This window comes from Marinobacter sp. MMG032, assembly GCF_040112695.1.
In the GTDB taxonomy this organism is placed as follows: domain Bacteria; phylum Pseudomonadota; class Gammaproteobacteria; order Pseudomonadales; family Oleiphilaceae; genus Marinobacter; species Marinobacter salsuginis.
In genome coordinates this window covers 339,493-355,276 of the sequence record NZ_CP157802.1, presented here as the reverse complement: position 1 = coordinate 355,276, position 15,784 = coordinate 339,493, and the positions used below count along the sequence as shown (strand labels likewise).

18 protein-coding genes and 3 tRNA genes are annotated in these 15,784 nt (G+C 58.5%); 10 read left to right on the top strand and 11 right to left on the bottom strand.

The features are described 5' to 3' along the window. Positions 1 to 104: 104 nt before the first annotated feature. Positions 105 to 195, top strand: a tRNA-Ser gene (locus ABNF92_RS01635). A gap of 201 nt (positions 196 to 396) precedes the next feature. On the opposite strand, the gene ABNF92_RS01630 is transcribed toward ABNF92_RS01635, so the two are convergent. Then, on the bottom strand, positions 397 to 1,002 hold the full coding sequence (locus ABNF92_RS01630; RefSeq protein ID WP_349343262.1) for a DUF938 domain-containing protein: 606 nt from the start codon (positions 1,000 to 1,002) through the stop codon (positions 397 to 399). Positions 1,003 to 1,029: 27 nt separating this feature from the next. On the opposite strand from ABNF92_RS01630, the gene ABNF92_RS01625 reads away from it, so the two are divergent. After that, on the top strand, positions 1,030 to 1,623 hold the full coding sequence (locus ABNF92_RS01625; protein WP_349343261.1) for a GNAT family N-acetyltransferase: 594 nt from the start codon (positions 1,030 to 1,032) through the stop codon (positions 1,621 to 1,623). On the opposite strand, the gene ABNF92_RS01620 is transcribed toward ABNF92_RS01625, so the two are convergent. Further along, entirely contained in the window at positions 1,620 to 1,895 is a 276-nt protein-coding gene (locus tag ABNF92_RS01620; protein WP_349343260.1) for an acylphosphatase, read from the bottom strand. The genes ABNF92_RS01625 and ABNF92_RS01620 overlap by 4 nt on opposite strands. A gap of 85 nt (positions 1,896 to 1,980) precedes the next feature. Between ABNF92_RS01620 and ABNF92_RS01615 the strand changes: the two genes are divergently transcribed. Beyond that, positions 1,981 to 2,754, top strand: a complete 774-nt coding sequence (locus ABNF92_RS01615) for a fructosamine kinase family protein (RefSeq protein ID WP_349343259.1) — start codon at positions 1,981 to 1,983, stop codon at positions 2,752 to 2,754. Here ABNF92_RS01615 and ABNF92_RS01610 read toward each other — a convergent pair. The 3 genes from ABNF92_RS01610 to ABNF92_RS01600 all read right to left on the bottom strand — a co-directional run bounded on the left by ABNF92_RS01610 (position 2,751) and on the right by ABNF92_RS01600 (position 6,641). Further along, positions 2,751 to 3,698 (bottom strand): AEC family transporter, encoded by a 948-nt coding sequence (locus ABNF92_RS01610; RefSeq protein ID WP_069185048.1) that lies wholly within the window; start codon positions 3,696 to 3,698, stop codon positions 2,751 to 2,753. The genes ABNF92_RS01615 and ABNF92_RS01610 overlap by 4 nt on opposite strands. Positions 3,699 to 3,849: 151 nt before the next feature. Then, positions 3,850 to 6,183 (bottom strand): molybdopterin cofactor-binding domain-containing protein, encoded by a 2,334-nt coding sequence (locus ABNF92_RS01605; RefSeq protein WP_349343258.1) that lies wholly within the window; start codon positions 6,181 to 6,183, stop codon positions 3,850 to 3,852. Next, positions 6,180 to 6,641 (bottom strand): (2Fe-2S)-binding protein, encoded by a 462-nt coding sequence (locus tag ABNF92_RS01600; protein WP_349343257.1) that lies wholly within the window; start codon positions 6,639 to 6,641, stop codon positions 6,180 to 6,182. Before ABNF92_RS01600 ends, ABNF92_RS01605 begins: the two co-directional genes overlap by 4 nt. Before the next feature lie 161 nt (positions 6,642 to 6,802). Here ABNF92_RS01600 and ABNF92_RS01595 point away from each other — a divergent pair, with 161 nt between their 5' ends. Continuing rightward, a complete protein-coding gene (locus ABNF92_RS01595) occupies positions 6,803 to 7,207 on the top strand; it encodes a DUF1330 domain-containing protein (RefSeq protein WP_069185051.1) in 405 nt (134 codons plus the stop codon). Between the two features lie 11 nt (positions 7,208 to 7,218). Here ABNF92_RS01595 and ABNF92_RS01590 read toward each other — a convergent pair whose 3' ends face one another. Next, on the bottom strand, positions 7,219 to 7,548 hold the full coding sequence (locus ABNF92_RS01590; RefSeq protein ID WP_349343256.1) for an AzlD domain-containing protein: 330 nt from the start codon (positions 7,546 to 7,548) through the stop codon (positions 7,219 to 7,221). Then, positions 7,541 to 8,245: an AzlC family ABC transporter permease gene (locus tag ABNF92_RS01585; RefSeq protein WP_209397747.1), complete on the bottom strand. Its 705-nt coding sequence runs from the start codon at positions 8,243 to 8,245 to the stop codon at positions 7,541 to 7,543. Before ABNF92_RS01585 ends, ABNF92_RS01590 begins: the two co-directional genes overlap by 8 nt. Before the next feature lie 148 nt (positions 8,246 to 8,393). Here ABNF92_RS01585 and ABNF92_RS01580 point away from each other — a divergent pair, with 148 nt between their 5' ends. The 4 genes from ABNF92_RS01580 to pgsA all read left to right on the top strand — a co-directional run bounded on the left by ABNF92_RS01580 (position 8,394) and on the right by pgsA (position 11,840). Further along, positions 8,394 to 8,645, top strand: coding sequence for a hypothetical protein (locus tag ABNF92_RS01580; protein WP_209397743.1), 252 nt, complete (start codon positions 8,394 to 8,396; stop codon positions 8,643 to 8,645). Between the two features lie 100 nt (positions 8,646 to 8,745). Then, the gene (gene uvrY, locus ABNF92_RS01575; protein ID WP_069185056.1) at positions 8,746 to 9,408 is read left to right on the top strand and encodes a UvrY/SirA/GacA family response regulator transcription factor; all 663 of its coding nucleotides are present in this window, start codon (positions 8,746 to 8,748) and stop codon (positions 9,406 to 9,408) included. Then, positions 9,392 to 11,254, top strand: coding sequence for an excinuclease ABC subunit UvrC (gene uvrC, locus ABNF92_RS01570; RefSeq protein WP_349343255.1), 1,863 nt, complete (start codon positions 9,392 to 9,394; stop codon positions 11,252 to 11,254). Before uvrY ends, uvrC begins: the two co-directional genes overlap by 17 nt. A 7-nt stretch (positions 11,255 to 11,261) precedes the next feature. Then, the gene (gene pgsA, locus ABNF92_RS01565; protein WP_349343254.1) at positions 11,262 to 11,840 is read left to right on the top strand and encodes a CDP-diacylglycerol--glycerol-3-phosphate 3-phosphatidyltransferase; all 579 of its coding nucleotides are present in this window, start codon (positions 11,262 to 11,264) and stop codon (positions 11,838 to 11,840) included. Here the strand turns inward: pgsA and ABNF92_RS01560 are convergent. Genes ABNF92_RS01560 through ABNF92_RS01545 form a run of 4 tightly spaced genes read right to left on the bottom strand, consistent with a single transcriptional unit; the run spans position 11,773 to position 15,366 of the window. Next, entirely contained in the window at positions 11,773 to 12,426 is a 654-nt protein-coding gene (locus ABNF92_RS01560; protein ID WP_349343253.1) for an ABC-type transport auxiliary lipoprotein family protein, read from the bottom strand. The genes pgsA and ABNF92_RS01560 overlap by 68 nt on opposite strands. After that, the gene (locus ABNF92_RS01555) at positions 12,423 to 13,361 is read right to left on the bottom strand and encodes an MlaD family protein (protein ID WP_349343252.1); all 939 of its coding nucleotides are present in this window, start codon (positions 13,359 to 13,361) and stop codon (positions 12,423 to 12,425) included. The genes ABNF92_RS01560 and ABNF92_RS01555 overlap by 4 nt, the downstream gene beginning before the upstream one ends. Positions 13,362 to 13,363: 2 nt before the next feature. After that, positions 13,364 to 14,188 (bottom strand): ABC transporter ATP-binding protein, encoded by an 825-nt coding sequence (locus ABNF92_RS01550; protein ID WP_222464404.1) that lies wholly within the window; start codon positions 14,186 to 14,188, stop codon positions 13,364 to 13,366. Positions 14,189 to 14,199: 11 nt separating this feature from the next. Next, entirely contained in the window at positions 14,200 to 15,366 is a 1,167-nt protein-coding gene (locus ABNF92_RS01545) for an ABC transporter permease (RefSeq protein ID WP_349343251.1), read from the bottom strand. 152 nt (positions 15,367 to 15,518) lie between these two features. On the opposite strand from ABNF92_RS01545, the gene ABNF92_RS01540 reads away from it, so the two are divergent. Next, positions 15,519 to 15,594 (top strand) — tRNA-Gly (locus ABNF92_RS01540). Between the two features lie 60 nt (positions 15,595 to 15,654). Then, a tRNA-Cys gene (locus ABNF92_RS01535) sits at positions 15,655 to 15,728 on the top strand. Positions 15,729 to 15,784: the final 56 nt, after the last annotated feature.

Genomic DNA, 15,784 nt, shown 5'->3' with positions numbered 1-15,784 from the left:
TTTTTTCGACGATTTTACGCCAGGGAGTTGCCAACCGCCCATAAAACCATTAAAGTTTGCGCCCTCAAATGAGCGACGACATCGCTGATTTGAAACAGTTTATTGGAGAGGTGGCCGAGTGGCTGAAGGCGCACGCCTGGAAAGTGTGTAAACGTTAATAGCGTTTCGAGGGTTCGAATCCCTCCCTCTCCGCCAATACAAAACCCCAGCAGAAATGCTGGGGTTTTTTATTGGCTGATTGGCAGGGTAGAAAGAACCCTCGCGGTTCGACCGAAGCCTGCAAAGCAGGCTGAGGAACGTCGGAGCAAAGCGACGACGGCCCCGAAGGGGTGAGGGCCGCAGGCCCGAATAATCCCTCCCTCTCCAGGTTCCGACAGTTCGAGGGCCGCTAGTTTCTCATTCCTTCCTTCGCCAAACCAACAACCGATTATTAGCCGGCATCCCAAAATCCTCCTCGAGGACAAAGCCGGTGTCCTCAGCAAGCACCTTCAGATCCTCCATATCCCGTATACCCATATGCGGCGCCTGAGTTCTCAACGACAAATCAAACCGAGCATTACTTTCACTGGTGTTCCGGCCGCCATAGCTGAAAGGTCCATACAGACAGAAGATTCCCCCTTGCGGCAACACCTCCGATACACCGCGAAACATTGCCTGAACCTCCTGCCAGCCCATGATATGGGCGGTGTTGGCAGAAAAAACGCCATCGATGGCGGGCAGATCGGCCCAGCTTCCACCGAGCACGTCCAGGGCCAGGGGCGTGTTGATATTGGTAAGCCCTGAGTCATCGATCCACGCCCGAGAGAGCTGGGCATTACTGGGATGATCGGTGGGCTGCCAAACCAGGTGCGGTAGGTGGCCGGCAAAGTGCACCGCGTGCTGGCCGGTGCCCGTGCCAATCTCCAGAATGGTGCCTGGTTGTTTGAAAAGTGCCCTCAGTTTTTCCAGAATCGGCGCTTTGTTGTTTTCGCAGGCTTGGGAAAACGGCTTGTCCTGTTGCATGCTCGACCTTTTGAAAGGGGGTAATAGATGGCGGTATCGATGATCCGGCTCAGCGGCGATCAGATTAACCCATACATTGATGATCTCGCACGTCTGCGAATCGAAGTATTTCGCAGCTTTCCCTACCTGTACGACGGCGATATGGGCTACGAACGCAAGTATCTGGATACCTACGCCCGCTCGCCAGAGAGCCTGTTCGTTCTGGCAATGGATGGGGAGTCGGTTATTGGTGCCGCAACGGGTATCCCGATGGACCACGAAACAGAAGAGTTCAAAGGCCCGTTTATAGAGCAGGGTTATGAGCCGGAAAAGATCTTTTATTTCGGCGAGTCGGTGCTACTGCCGGACTACCGGGGGAAGGGCATCGGGGTGGCCTTTTTTGACCACCGGGAAGGCCATGCCCGGGAGCAGGGCCGTTTCACACACTGCTGTTTCTGCGCCGTCGAGAGGCCGCTGGATCATCCGCTAAGGCCGTCGGATTACCAGCCCCTGGACCAGTTCTGGCACAACCGCGGATACCGGAAAGTACCTGAGCTGGCCACCACCTACACCTGGAAAGATGTGGACCAAGCGGAAGAAACCGCCAAGCCAATGACCTTCTGGCTCAGGCGAATCTATTAACGCACGCTGAAACTGCTGAACTCGCCGGTCGGGGACTCCTGGGCAATATCGACCGCGTCCACCCGGGCATCCGGTGGCCCTTCGGCGCACCACGCTTTCAGCTGATCCAGTCGGTCTTCGGGCCCTTCGGCGACGATCTCGACCCGTCCATCGGGCAGATTGCGGGCGAAACCCGTGAGGCCAAGGGAGGAGGCCTTCTGTTCCGTGGAAGCGCGGTAATAAACCCCCTGTACCCGGCCGGATATCAGAAGTTGCCAGCGTTTAGTATCCATGGTTTGCCCCCGCTCGTTGTGTCATGTCAGTCTTCATTTCAATCTACCGGTTCGGGCATCACAACTTCAAGGAGCGCGAAAGTCGATGGTCAATACCTACCTGAAACACAACGCCACTGATTATGCTGATGCCCTGATCTGTGAAGCGGAGGGGTTGGAACGCCTCGCCAGCGCACTCGATGAGGCCGGGGTGACGGGCATTGGCGTCCCGCGCGTTCACCGGGTGGCTGAAAATGAACTCGAAATCACCGCCATACAGTCGTCAGGTGCCTCGGATCGGGCTCGCGAGGTCCTGGGTGAAGGGCTGGCGAGAATGCACGCTTTACGTCAGAAGGCCTACGGCTGGGGACGGGACAACTACATTGGCCTGTCGCCGCAACCCAATCGCTGGTGTGACAGCTGGGGTGAATTCTTTGTTCGGGAACGCCTTGGCTACCAGGTCTCCCGTGTCCGTGATACGGGCCAGAGGAGCCGTTTCCAGAAGGTTCTGGATGAGTACGGAGGCACGTTGATTGATTGGCTGAACGCGCACTGTGAGCACCCGAGCCTGCTTCACGGCGACCTCTGGAATGGTAATGTACTCTATGGCGCCGACGGCCCCTGGCTGATTGATCCGGCTGTTTACTGCGGTGACCGCGAGGCCGATATTGCCATGACCCAAATGTTTGGCGGCTTTGGGGAAGCGTTCTACCGGGCCTACGACGCGCACTACCCACGAACAGCGGTGTATGGTACCAAGCGGGATGTCTACAACCTCTACCACTATCTGAACCATTACAACCTGTTCGGCGGCGGATACCTTGGGGGATGCCAGGCGGGGTTTGCTGTTGTCGAGTCTGTCGGGCGCGGCGAGGCCTAGATCAAATCGGCGCTGCGAAGCACAAACACCCCCAGAGTTACGGTAATACTCGCCAGCAGGGTGGTCAGCGCAATGATATTGGCCGCCAACCGGTCGTTACCGCCCAACGCCTTAACCATCACGAAACTGGCGGCCGCCGTCGGGCTGGCGAAGAACAGGAACATCAGGCCCAGCTCGGAACCACGAAAACCAGCCAGCCACGCTGCGGCTGTGCAGAGCGCTGGCAATATCACCATCTTGAACAGGCTGGACCCCAACGCCGTCTTACTGTCGCTGCGGATGGCGCTCAGGGAAACCGTGGCGCCAATGCACAGCAGCGCCAGGGGCAGGGTGAGCGAGGCGAAATAGTCGCCGCTGGTCATTACCCAGCGTGGCAGCGTGATATCCAGGGCGGCAAAGGGGATGGCCACAAAGACCGCCAGGATGAGGGGATTGCGGACGATGTCGTGGAAGATCTTTGTCCAGTCCGTTGTCTGACCCGGCTGGTAGGCCACCAGCACGATCACCGAGAGAATGTTGTAGGAGATGATCACCAGGCCAAGCAGGATGCCACCCGCCGAAAGGCCAAAGTCGCCGTAAAGGTTGGCGGCCAGAGCCAGGCCGACGATGCCGCAGTTGCCCCGAAAGGCCCCTTGTACGTAAACCCCTCGATCTTCCCGAACCACGCGCCACCGGGCCCAAAGCCACGTGATGGCAAAGCTGGCCAGTGTCGCGGCCAGGTAAAACACCAGCAGGCCGGGGTTGAACGCGGTATCCAGGTCGGCCCGGATGATGCTCAGAAATACCAGGGTCGGCAGCGTGGCCTTGAACACCAGTGCCGACGCGGTGTTCACAAACGCATTGTCGATCCAGCCAATTTTCCGAAGCCCCAGGCCGATAAACACCATGGCAAACACGGGCAGTGTGGTTTCCATGGTTTGCAGGAACAGGTCGATCAGGGTCATCAAGGGTGGCCGTTGGGTCGAGGGAAGTTAAGAGATCCAGCCGGATTATAAGCGGGGAGAAAGCTAGGATGCTATGGGAATACCACGAAGGTATGGGCCGGAAAGAAAATAGCCAATAAAAAATCAGGGCCCCGGAGGGCCCTGATCGATTTCACCCTTTCAGCTGGTCGCCAACCGGCAACCGCCTGATGCGTTTACCGGTTGCTGCATAGATCGCGTTGCAGAGCGCCGGCGCTACCGGGGGCAGGCCAGGTTCACCTACGCCCCCCATGGCCTCACCCGGATTGTCGACCAGATGGACCCTAAGGGTTTTAGGGGCGTCCGGCATGCGCGGGATCAGGTATTTGTCGAAGTTACCCTGCTGCGCCACGCCGTCTTCAAAGGTCACCTCGCTTTGCAGCGCGATGCCGATGCCCATCACGATGGCGCCTTCCAACTGGGAACGAATTCGCTCCGGGTTGGCCTGGGGGCCGCAATCGAAGGCGATGTCTGCCCGGTGAATGGTTAGCTCGCCCTGGTCATCGACTTCCACGTCAAACACGATCGCGGTGTAGGAGACAAAGCTGTGGTGAAACGCCAGGCCAAGCCCTCGGCCTTTACCCATGGACTTGCCCCAACCGGCTTCACTGGTCGCGCGCTCAACGACGTTGCGCATTCGGCCGATATCGATGGGGTAGAGGTCCGGGTCTTCGCCATAGTTCCAGCCATCGCCCACGGTCAGGTTGTGGATCTTCCGGTCCGGCCCGAGAAGGTCGAGTACGTAATCCCGATGGTCCTTGCCGGCCGCCACAGCCATTTCATGGGCAAAACTCTGGATCGCCCAGGCATGGGGCAGGTTGTAGACCGAGCGGAACCAGCCAATGCGCACATGGGCGGGTGCAGGCGGGTTTTCCAGCCTCAGGGCAGGCACCGAGAACGGCATGGTGTTAAAGCCCATGCCCAGTTCAAACTCACCCTTGTGCTTTGGGTCGGGCGCGAACAGCGAGCCGATACTCGGTGACAGGGTCCGGTGTAGCCAGCCTGTGGCCTGGCCATTGTCGTCCAGCCCGGCCTCCAGATAATCGACAGACACCGCATGGAAGTAGGCGTGGTGGATATCGTCTTCCCGCGACCACTGCAGCCTTACGGGCCGGCCTTTGAAGGCCTCGGCAATGCTGGCCGCTTCAATGGCGAAATCCGGCTTGGATTTCCGGCCGAAGCCGCCCCCAAGCAGGGTAACGTGAACGGTGACATTCTCTGCATCAAGGCCGAGCCGGCCGGCGACCGTATCGCGGGTTGCCTGTGGATTCTGGACTGGCGCCCAGACTTCGGCCTTGCCGTCCTTGATTCGGACGGTCGCCACCGGAGGCTCCATTGGGGCCTGGGCCATATGGGGCATGTAGTAGGTAGCGGAGACGCGCTTGGTGGCATTTTCCAGAGCTTTATCCAGATCGCCATGCTGGCGGACCACCGAACCGGGCTGCTGCGCTGCCTTTTCCAGAGATTCGCGATAGGCGGACGAAGTATAACTGGCGTTGTCTCCCGCAGCCTCCAGATCCCAGTCGATCTTCAGTACTTTGCGTCCTTCCATGGCGGCCCAGGTATTGGAGGCCACCACGGCAATCCCACCGAGGGGGCTGAAGCCCGCCGGCTGGCCGGTACCCTCAACCTTCATTACCTTCTCTACGCCGGGCACCTTAAGGGCTTCGGTATCATCGAAGCTGGTGACGGTTGCGCCATAAACGGGTGGGCGTGCAATCACGGCATAGAGCAGGTTCTCAAACGGCACATCTGCCCCATAAACCGCTTTACCGGTCACGATATCTTCGCCGTCGATCGCTTTCGGGTAAGCCGATTTCAGCTCTCCGTTGATCAGACCGGTTTCCTTGCCGACAAATCGAAGCTCTTCATCGCGCTTGAGTACCAGTGCATTGCGCCCGGGAACCTCGAGTTCCCTGGCTTTTGCGGCGAGTTCGCCAAAGCCGAGCTCTTTGCCGGAGGATCTGTGAACGACTTTATGTACACCGGCCTGAACTTCATTGGTCGAAACGCCCCACTCATTGGCGGCGGCTTGCTCCAGCATCTGCCTGGCGGCTGCTGCGGCGCGGCGCATCGGCTGGTACCAATGGCGCATACTGCGCGAACCGTCGGTGTTCTGGTTGCCGTATTTGCTGTGGTCACCCTCGGCCTGTTCGACTCTCACCTGGTCCCAGTCAGCGCCAAGCTCGTCGGCACCGACCATCACCAGACTGGTCCGGATACCCTGACCCATTTCAGACCGGTTGTTTACGATAGTAACAAGGCCATCCGCATCGATATGGATGAAGACAGTGGGGTCGTCGACCCAGCCGCCGGGCATGGCCCCGGCACCAAATTGAGCTTTTTCATCGCCACCCAGGGCCACATCCCATCGGGCTGCGAGCACCAGGGCAGAGCCGCCGGCCAGGCCCATCAGGAACCGTCGACGGCTCACGTTGGCAATCATCAAGTTGTCATCGGCGCTCATGCTTCACCCTCCTTGCCGGAAGCCCGTTCGATTGCAGCAAGGATTCGGTTGTAGGTGCCACAGCGACAAAGGTTGCCCGCCATGGCGTCAACAATCTCTGCAGTTTCGGGATTCGGTGTCTGTTTCAGCAAAGCGGTCGCGTTCATGATCTGGCCACCCTGGCAGTAACCACACTGGGCGACACCGAGGTCGAGCCAGGCCTGCTGAACCTTGCTGCCAACCGGGTCGTCAGCCATGGCTTCAATGGTGGTAATCTCGCCGGCGGCGGCAGAGACCGGGGTCACGCAGGAGCGGATTGCTGTTCCGTTGAGGTGTACCGTGCAGGCGCCGCACTGGGACATGCCGCATCCAAACTTGGTTCCTTTGAGGCCGACAACGTCGCGGATCACCCAGAGCAGGGGCATGTTATCGGGAACGTCGAGCTCATAGCGCTCGCCGTTAATCGTGAGGGTAGCCATATCGTCCTCTCATTTATGAGTTTTGCGTCTCCTTCACTGTAGCCTTACGAAGAAAGAAGGCAAAAAGAGCAAACTGAATGAAAGGTAATGAAATCGCTTGCGCGTACGCCTCCGGCCTGGGCTATAGTAGGCCCCGGAAACACGAGAAGAAGAGGATAAGGATGGACGCCGTTAATCCCACTCCCGAACAGCTGCAGAAAGTCCTGGCGGATACCCCGAAAGACCAGCCTGTCGTCATGTTGAATCTGCTGCGCTTCCGCGACCGGGCCAACTACAAGGAAGAGGCGCCGGAGCGGACCGGTCGGGAAGCCTACACGCTCTACATGGAAGAGGCCGCTGCCTGCGTAAGATCGGTGGGCGCAGAAGTCATCTGGTCGGGCCGCAGCGTTGGATCACTGATAGCACCCCCGGATGAATCCTGGGATCAGGTACTGCTGGTCCGCTACCCGTCAATCGACGCCTTCATGGCGATGATCGAAAGCCCGGAATACAAAGGCGTGGTCAAGCACCGCACCGCCGCATTGCAGGATTCCCGGCTGGTCGCCAATCTCGAAAACAGGGTGTAAACCTGGCTGGATCAGAGCCCGGCTTGCTGTATGGCCATGTAGCTGATGGTGCCCGCAGCAATGGAGAGCAGGGCGTTGCGGCGCCAAAGGTGAATGATAACTACCAAGGCGCCCGGCAACAGGGCATCAAAGCCCATCCATGCACCTGACCAGTCCGCCGAACGTTGCAGGAACACCGTTGCCAGCAGGGCCATCACCGCCGCAGGTAAATAGCGCCCCAGGTGTCGGACCAGCGGGTGTTCCGTATGCCGCTCGAAAAACAGGAAGGGAATCACCCGTGTGGCGAAGGTGGCGAGTGCCGCGACCGCTATGAAGGCTGCTAAATGGCCGGATTCACCCATGGTTACTCTCCCTGTGCAGTGCTTGCCTGCGATGCTTCCGGTACTCCACCAAAAGCACGGCGGTTACCAGCGCTATGGCCCCGATCAACTGGTGTGCCGGCGGCAGAAGCAGCATTGCAACACCCGCTGCGGCGGCCCCAAGCCAGATCGGGAAACCCTCGCCCAGCGCCTTGAACTGTTCCAGAGTAAGAACAATGAACAAAGCCACCAGCGCGAACTCGATGCCCGTGCTGTCAAAGGCGACGTTGTCGCCAAGCAGTGCACCGATTGCGCAGCCTGCCACCCAATAGCACTGATTGAACCCTGTAATACGGAAATCCACCTCCTGCTCATGAGCCCGGTCGGTTCCGCGCGGGCGACTGGTGAGCAGGGAATAGGTTTCATCCGTTAAACCGAAAATCAGGTACAGCTTGCGCCAGCCCGCCCCCTTGAACTGGCCAAGCAATGAAAGCCCGTAGAACAGATGACGGGCATTCAGAACAAACATCGCGATGAATACTTCCAGCAGGCCGGCGTTAACCGCCAGAAGACTCACAGCCAGTATCTGGCCGGCGCCGGCGTAAATCACCAGTCCCATGAGAGGTGCTGCCCACCAGGCGTAGTCGAGCTGGGTGGCAAACAGCACGCCAAAGGCCATGCCCAACGGTAAGTAGCCGAACAGAATGGGTAAGGTGAGTCGAAAGACGGACTGGTTCATTAGCATCCAAACGGTCTGAAAGCGGCGATCATAGAGAATTCGTCACACTTTTTGAAGTAAGTCGCAGAAGCCGCACAGGTTTTCAACAGCTTGTTACCTTCATTCCCTGTCCGTTTATCCGTAATATGGTGGCGTCACAGGAGGTAGTATGACTGACAGCCCTGAAAACCAGCCCGAGCAAGATCCCCGGCAGGAAAAGTTCATTGTTGATACCGAGTTGCTGACCGAAGACCAGCTCCAGGGCCTGGTGGAAGAATATTGCACCCGGTACCACGGCCTGAACGATACTGAAAACCCAATGGGCGAGCAGAGCAGGGTGATGTCTGCGGTGCGGCGGGGCGAGCTGGTGGTCTGGTTCGACCCGGTTGAGAATACCGCCGGTCTGGGTGTGCCGGGTTAGGCGTCAGGTCTGTCACGGTATTTATGTTTGCACCTACCCGGGGCCGGAACTAAACGTTACAATCGCGCTGTTTTCCCGAAAGCCGTGTGCGAGGTGAATTTTGATCAGGGTACTGGTTGTAGATGACCATGAGCTGGTGAGGTCCGGCATTACCCGGATGCTGGCTGACAACCCGGACATTGAAGTCATCGGGCAGGCGTCATCCGGCGAGGACGCTATCGATTTTGTTCGCCAACAGCGTCCGGATATTGTGCTCATGGATATCCGCATGCCGGGTATCGGGGGCCTCGAGGCAACCCGTCGTATCCTCCGAATTGATGATTCCATTCGTGTAATTGTGGTCACCGCCTGCGCAGACGATCCCTATCCGACACGCGTTATGCAAAGCGGCGCCACGGCTTACATCACCAAAGGCGCTGATATCAAGGAAATGGTCCGCGCCATCCGTATGGCACATACCGGTCAGCGCTATATCAGCCCGGAAATCGCCCAGAAGATGGCCCTGAAGCAACTGGGCGGCGGTGATCGGGATGAAGACGGTGAGCTGTCTCTGTTCGACCGGCTGTCCGAACGGGAAATGCAGATTGCCATGATGGTGGTGGATTGCCAGAAGGTGCAGGATATCTCCGACAAGCTGTGCCTGAGCCCCAAGACGGTGAACAGTTACCGCTACCGCATCTTTGAGAAACTGGAAATCTCCAGTGATGTTGAATTGGCCCTGATGGCAGTTCGGCTCGGGTTGCTTGATGCCGACAAGGTCTGACCCTGAGAGCACCCACATCGGGGAGTTTGACAGCAAGAGCTTCCTGAAACAGTTGACCGAGCGGCCCGGCGTCTACCGAATGTACGACGAGGGTGGCTCGGTTCTTTACGTGGGCAAGGCCCGCAACCTGAAAAAGCGGGTTGGCAGCTACTTCCGCAAGACCGGCTTGGCGCCCAAGACCGAAGCCCTGGTTGGCAAGATTGCCTCCATTGAAGTGACCATCACCGGCAGCGAAACCGAAGCACTGCTGCTCGAACAGAACCTGATCAAATCGTTACGGCCGCCCTACAACATCCTGCTCCGTGACGATAAGTCCTATCCCTATATCTATTTGTCTTCCCACAGCGATTACCCCTCGCTGACGTTCCGACGTGGGCGCACCAAGAAGGGTGGCGGCACCTGGTTCGGGCCGTTTCCAAGCTCGGGTGCGGTCAAGGAAAGTCTTAATGTTTTACAAAAGATTTTCCGCATAAGGAACTGTAGTGAAAGCTTTTTCAGGAATCGCACAAGGCCTTGCCTGCAATACCAGATCAACCGTTGCACGGCACCTTGTGTTGAATACATCACGCCCGAGGAGTATCAGCAGGACATCCGTCACGCGACAATGTTTCTGGAGGGCAAGAACCCTGCGATTCTCCACGATCTGATGAACGCCATGGAGGCGGCATCAAAGAATCTGGAATTTGAAAAAGCGGCAGCCTACCGGGACCAGATCAACCACCTGCGCCACGTGCAGGAGCAGCAATCAATCGAAGGCGAGGGCGGCGACGCGGATGTCATTGCCATTGCCCAGGATGCCGGGGTTGTATGTATTGTTGTGATCATCGTTCGGGGTGGCCGGGTGTTGGGGACCAAAGATTACTTCCCCCGTTACTCCATCGAACAGACCGAAGGCGAACTGCTCAGCGCCTTTCTTGGCCAGTACTATTTCGGGGGCAACACCCGCCGGGAGATTCCTCGGGATATCCTGGTGCCGGTTGAGGTGGAAGGCCAGGAATTGCTGGCCCAGGCCCTCAGCGAGTCCGCAAACCGGGAAACCCGTATTCGCGGCAATGTGCGGGGTGAACGCCGCCGGTGGCTGGAGCTGGCGATGACCAACGCCCGCCAGACCCTGCTCACGCACCTGGCGAGCAAGGAGACCGTGTACCGGCGCCTGCTGGCATTGAGGGACCTCCTGGAGCTGGCGGAAACCCCGCAAAGAATGGAGTGTTTCGACATCAGCCACAGCCACGGGGAAAATACCGTCGCATCCTGTGTGGTTTTCGATGAGAATGGCCCCCTGAAGAGCGATTACCGCCTGTACAATATCGAGGGTGTCACCGCCGGCGATGATTACGCCGCCATGCGACAGGTGCTTACCCGCCGCTACAAGCGGATGGTGGCCGGGGAGGGCAAGCGCCCGGATCTGGTCTTCATCGATGGTGGTAAAGGGCAGTTGAATATTGCCCGGGAAGTGTTTGATGAGCTTGAGATTTCCGATATCCCGCTGATTGGTGTCGCCAAGGGAGTGACCCGTCGTGCAGGCATGGAGCAGCTGATTGACGCCATGACTGGCGATGTGTTCCGGGTGCCTGCCGATTCACCGGCGCTGCACCTGATCCAGCACATCCGGGATGAATCCCACCGGTTTGCGATTACCGGGCACCGGGCCCGGCGGGACAAAAAACGCCGGCAGTCTACACTGGAAGGCATTGAAGGCGTGGGACCGAAGAAGCGTCGCGACCTGATCCGGTATTTTGGCGGCATTCAGGAACTCCGCAAGGCCGGGGTTGATGAGATGGCCAAGGTGCAGGGCATCAGCAAATCACTGGCCGAAACCATATACGCAGCATTGCACGACGAGTAAGGACAGCATGAATCTACCAAACATCCTCACCCTCTCCCGCATCATCATGATTCCGGTGTTTGTGGTGATTTTTTACCTTCCGGTGGGGTGGAGCTACCTCGTGAGCGCAGCGATTTTCGGATTGGCAGCGGCCACGGACTGGCTGGACGGTTACCTGGCAAGAAAGCTTGATCAGAGCACTCCGTTTGGCGCATTCCTGGACCCGGTTGCAGACAAGCTTATGGTGGCCGTTGCCCTGGCTGTGCTGATCGAGGAACACTCGGCGATCCTGCTGACCATTCCGGCCACGGTGATTATCGGTCGTGAAATCGTGATTTCCGCATTGCGGGAGTGGATGGCAGAAATCGGCAGCCGTGCAAGTGTGGCAGTCTCCTACATCGGGAAGATCAAGACTACGGCACAGATGGCAGCCATCGTGGGCTTGCTGGCCTTCCCCCCTGGCGTGCTCTGGGCCAATGTTGCACTGGCGCTGCTCTACATCGCCGCTATTCTTACGCTCTGGTCCATGGGTCTGTACCTCAAGGCTGCGTGGTCTGATCTGTTTCCCGAGAAGGCCTCAGCCGAGGCGGATAGTCACACGTCGTAGCCCAGTCAACCACCCTGGCGGCCAGCTGGCTGCCAGCGGTCCCGAACGCCTCAACAATCTGGTCAACCGATGTGCCCGCCGCGGGCTCAACAATCCGGACGGAACGTGTACACAGGTTGGCCCTCGAACGATTGTGAATCATCTGCAGGTGTAGCTCGATAACCACCTGGGGGCCGGTGTCCGGGGTTTCCGAATTAAACGCAGAGAGTTCGGTCACCAGCGTCAGCTCAGCCTGCGCGGGATTCGTATCGGTGATGACGTTTGTGAAGGCGCCACTCTGGCGAAGGCTGGCAACCAGGGTATCCCGGACCACCACAGGCGCTGTATCCCTCCATCGGATGGCCTCGTAGGACCGAAACTCCTGCGGTATGGGCTTTGCCAGAATGAGGGAGCCATTGAAGGGCTCTGAGGCGTAGGGAGTATCCACGCGAAGGGATGCCTGAACCGTTTGCTCGACCGCGGGAATTGGCTGTACCAACGCCAGGTCCATAACCCTGGGTGGCTCGGGGTTCGGAAACACCGTGCAGCCACTGGCTAAGGCAGCGCCCAGGAGGAGCGCAACGCTTTTGATTGACCTCAATGTCACTGTGCCATCTCCTTCATGGTTTCATTGCCGAATAGCGTGCCTGTGGGATCCTGTTCCAGCCGGTGAGTGAACTGGTTCAGGCTGCGCAGAGTTGCCCTCAGCTCCCGGAGCGCGGGTGCCAACTCGCCCATGCCCTGAAGGCCAGCATCCATTGCGCCCTGATTGTCACGGGTCAGCTCATCAATTCGCCCAATGGTCGTGGTGATTACCGTCAGGGCTCGGTCCATGGACTCCAGAACCCGCTGGCCATCGGTTCGCAGCAGTTCGTTGGCATTATCCGATACATTGGACACCTTGATGGCGGCTTCTTCTGCACGAATGGCGGCAGCGTCGAACTGTTCAAGCAGGGCGGTCAGCTGATCCCGGCGGTCGAGCAGGGCATCCGTGGCCTCGCGCGTGTTTCTCAGGATCGCAGAGGCGTTCTCGATATTGTCTCCGGACAGCAACTCCGTGGCGCTGGTAAGCAACTGGTCCGCCTTGGCCAGCAGTTGTTCGCTGTTGGCCAGCAGGTTGTTGAATGCCGAGGGCTCGGCAAAGATGACCGGTGGGTTGTCCCGGTCGCCCTTTAGCACGGGCTGGTCGGGGCTCCCACCGCTGAACTGGACGCTCATGCTGCCGGTAATATTGGCGAGCACCATGCCGGCCTTGGTGTTCTCGCGGATGGGAATCGACTGATCAACCCGCACCAGAACCCGCACATGAGCGGGATTGTTCGGATCGAGGTTCAGTTCCACGACATCGCCAATCTGGACGCCGTTATAAAGCACTGGATTACCCTCGGACAGACCGCCGACTGCCTGCTCGAACACGATCTCATAGTAGCCCCATTCCCGATCGGCAGAGGATTTCGCCAGCCACAGCGAGAAGATCAGAGCGGCGGCGAAGGCCAGGATGGTAAACAGGCCAATGATCAGGTGATGGGCCCTCGGCTCCATGGTTACTGCTCCTGCGTCCGTGTGTTCGAATGGTCCCTGAAGGCGTAGCTCGCCGCCCGGCCACGGGGGCCGTGAAAGTAATCCTGGATCCAACCGTCCTCCGTGGCGGCAACGGCCTCCAGCGTATCAGCTACCAGGACTTTTCGCTGTGACAGAACCGCAACCCGGTCACAGGTTGAGTACAGGGTGTCCAGATCATGGGTGACCAGGAACACGGTCAGCCCCAGGGCATCACGCAGCGTTACAATCAGTCGGTCGAATGCCGCGGCCCCGATGGGATCCAGGCCGGCAGTGGGTTCGTCCAGAAACAGGATTTCCGGATCAAGGGCCAGGGCTCGTGCCAGGCTCGCGCGTTTAACCATGCCGCCGGAGAGTTCGGACGGGTAGCGAAGCGCCGCATTGGGCGGTAATCCGGTCAGCGCCAGTTTCATGCGGGCCAGCTGTTCCGCTTCGGGCCGCTTCAGGCCGGCGTGTTCAATCAGGGGAACCGCTATATTCTCTTGCAGGTTCAATGAGGTGAACAGGGCGCCCCCCTGGAACAGTACACCGAACCGTTGCTCTATCCGTGAGCGTTCACGGGCCGAAAGCTGGATCAGATCTTCGCCAAACACGCGTATGTGGCCCGAGGTGGGTGTGTTCAGCCCAACAATGCTGCGCAAAAGCACGGTTTTGCCGGTTCCAGAGCCACCAACCACACCCAGAATCTCGCCTCTAAGCAGGTCCAGGTCGAGGTCCTCGTGGACAACATGATCGCCAAACTGGTTGCACAGGTCCCGTACCGCAATCACCGGTTTACTGCCGGCTTCACTACCTGGGGATTCGCTCATAGCCGCCATGATTACCAGCCCATTTCCATAAAGAATAGTGCAGCAATGGAATCCAGCAGAATCACCATGAAGATGGACTGAACCACGCTGGAGGTGGTGTGTTCACCCACGGATTGGGCGCTGCCGGCCACCTTGAACCCTTCCAGGCAGCCAATCACGGCAATCAGGAATGCAAAGATCGGCGCCTTGCCAATGCCTACAAGGAAATGCTGAAGGGCAATATCCCTCTGCACGATGCTCATGAACTGATAAGGGGTAATGTCCAGCACCAGTGCGCAGACCATGGCGCCGCCTACCATGCCCGAAATCATGCCGACAAAGGTCAGGATAGGCAGGCTCACCATCATGGCCATCACACGGGGCAGCACCAGCAGTTCGATCGGGTTAAGGCCGAGGGTGCGGATCGCATCAAGCTCCTCGTTCACTTTCATGGCGCCAATGTGGGCTGTAAAAGCACTGGCGGTTCGGCCTGCCAGCAGTATTGCGGCCAACAGCACCCCGAACTCCCGCAGGAAGGAGAAGGCCACCAGGTTTACGGTGTAAATGGTCGCGCCAAAATCTTCCAGCACGGTTGCTCCCAGGAACGCCACCACAGCACCCACCAGAAACGTCAGCAGTGCCACGATGGGCAGGGCATTCAGGCCGGTGTCGTGAACTGCGGCAACGAAGGGTGTCATACGCCAGCGCCAGGGCCTCGGAAGGTTCCAGGCCAGGGTTCCGAGCGTCTGGCCGATAAAGCCGACAAGAATCCACAGCAGTCGGAATATGCCTTCCACCTTCTGACCGGTGCCGATCACGAAGCTCCGGATAAGGGAAGGTGTGCCGTTGTCTGGCTCGGGCTGGTCTTTCATCGCCTCGCAAACGGCAACAATCAGGGCGGATTTTTCCCTTGGCAAGTCGTCGGCAGAGGTCACCGCTTCCAGCAGGCGCTGGGGGCCAATGAGTGAGGCCAGCTGGGATGCTCCGGCCGTGTCGATCCGATCCAGCCTCGAGAGATCTATTGATAGTGCGCTCGTATCCCTGGAAGACATGGATGAAGCCAGGGACGCCAGTGACCGGTAATGACTCAACAGCCAGTCATCAGTCACTCTAAGGGTGCCGGCCTCAATGGTCACGGATCCGGGTTTGGAGGACGGTGGTTGTGGATCGGTCTGCTCGGAAGAATCAGGACTGGGCACGTTCTGTCGAATCCATGAGTGATTTGGCCTGCCAATTACTAGCTTACCCACAATCTCCAATAAAACAAAAACTTGATAAAAAACTGTTGACGCCCGAACGGTAATCCGTAGAATACGCAGCCGTTGACGAGGCAATGCCCCGGAAACAAAGAGCGGGAATAGCTCAGTTGGTAGAGCACAACCTTGCCAAGGTTGGGGTCGCGAGTTCGAATCTCGTTTCCCGCTCCAATTTCAAGTCTCTCAATGCCCACCTGAGAGCACAAAGATCCGATCTCTTCGATCTTTTCCGGCGCGGTGGCAGAGTGGTTATGCAGCGGACTGCAACTCCGTGTACGCCGGTTCGATTCCGACCCGCGCCTCCATTATTTCCCCTAGTTTCAAAGTTCCAGACCCAAGGCCAGGACAGACCCTCGGTTCA

Excerpts from the sequence above, each read along its gene's own strand:
- ABNF92_RS01630 (WP_349343262.1), bottom strand. The coding sequence starts at position 1,002 with ATGCAACAGGACAAGCCGTTTTCCCAAGCCTGCGAAAACAACAAAGCG.
- ABNF92_RS01625 (WP_349343261.1), top strand. The coding sequence starts at position 1,030 with ATGGCGGTATCGATGATCCGGCTCAGCGGCGATCAGATTAACCCATAC.
- ABNF92_RS01620 (WP_349343260.1), bottom strand. The coding sequence starts at position 1,895 with ATGGATACTAAACGCTGGCAACTTCTGATATCCGGCCGGGTACAGGGG.
- ABNF92_RS01615 (WP_349343259.1), top strand. The coding sequence starts at position 1,981 with ATGGTCAATACCTACCTGAAACACAACGCCACTGATTATGCTGATGCC.
- ABNF92_RS01610 (WP_069185048.1), bottom strand. The coding sequence starts at position 3,698 with ATGACCCTGATCGACCTGTTCCTGCAAACCATGGAAACCACACTGCCC.
- ABNF92_RS01605 (WP_349343258.1), bottom strand. The coding sequence starts at position 6,183 with ATGAGCGCCGATGACAACTTGATGATTGCCAACGTGAGCCGTCGACGG.
- ABNF92_RS01600 (WP_349343257.1), bottom strand. The coding sequence starts at position 6,641 with ATGGCTACCCTCACGATTAACGGCGAGCGCTATGAGCTCGACGTTCCC.
- ABNF92_RS01595 (WP_069185051.1), top strand. The coding sequence starts at position 6,803 with ATGGACGCCGTTAATCCCACTCCCGAACAGCTGCAGAAAGTCCTGGCG.
- ABNF92_RS01590 (WP_349343256.1), bottom strand. The coding sequence starts at position 7,548 with ATGGGTGAATCCGGCCATTTAGCAGCCTTCATAGCGGTCGCGGCACTC.
- ABNF92_RS01585 (WP_209397747.1), bottom strand. The coding sequence starts at position 8,245 with ATGAACCAGTCCGTCTTTCGACTCACCTTACCCATTCTGTTCGGCTAC.
- ABNF92_RS01580 (WP_209397743.1), top strand. The coding sequence starts at position 8,394 with ATGACTGACAGCCCTGAAAACCAGCCCGAGCAAGATCCCCGGCAGGAA.
- uvrC (WP_349343255.1), top strand. The coding sequence starts at position 9,392 with ATGCCGACAAGGTCTGACCCTGAGAGCACCCACATCGGGGAGTTTGAC.
- pgsA (WP_349343254.1), top strand. The coding sequence starts at position 11,262 with ATGAATCTACCAAACATCCTCACCCTCTCCCGCATCATCATGATTCCG.
- ABNF92_RS01555 (WP_349343252.1), bottom strand. The coding sequence starts at position 13,361 with ATGGAGCCGAGGGCCCATCACCTGATCATTGGCCTGTTTACCATCCTG.
- ABNF92_RS01550 (WP_222464404.1), bottom strand. The coding sequence starts at position 14,188 with ATGAGCGAATCCCCAGGTAGTGAAGCCGGCAGTAAACCGGTGATTGCG.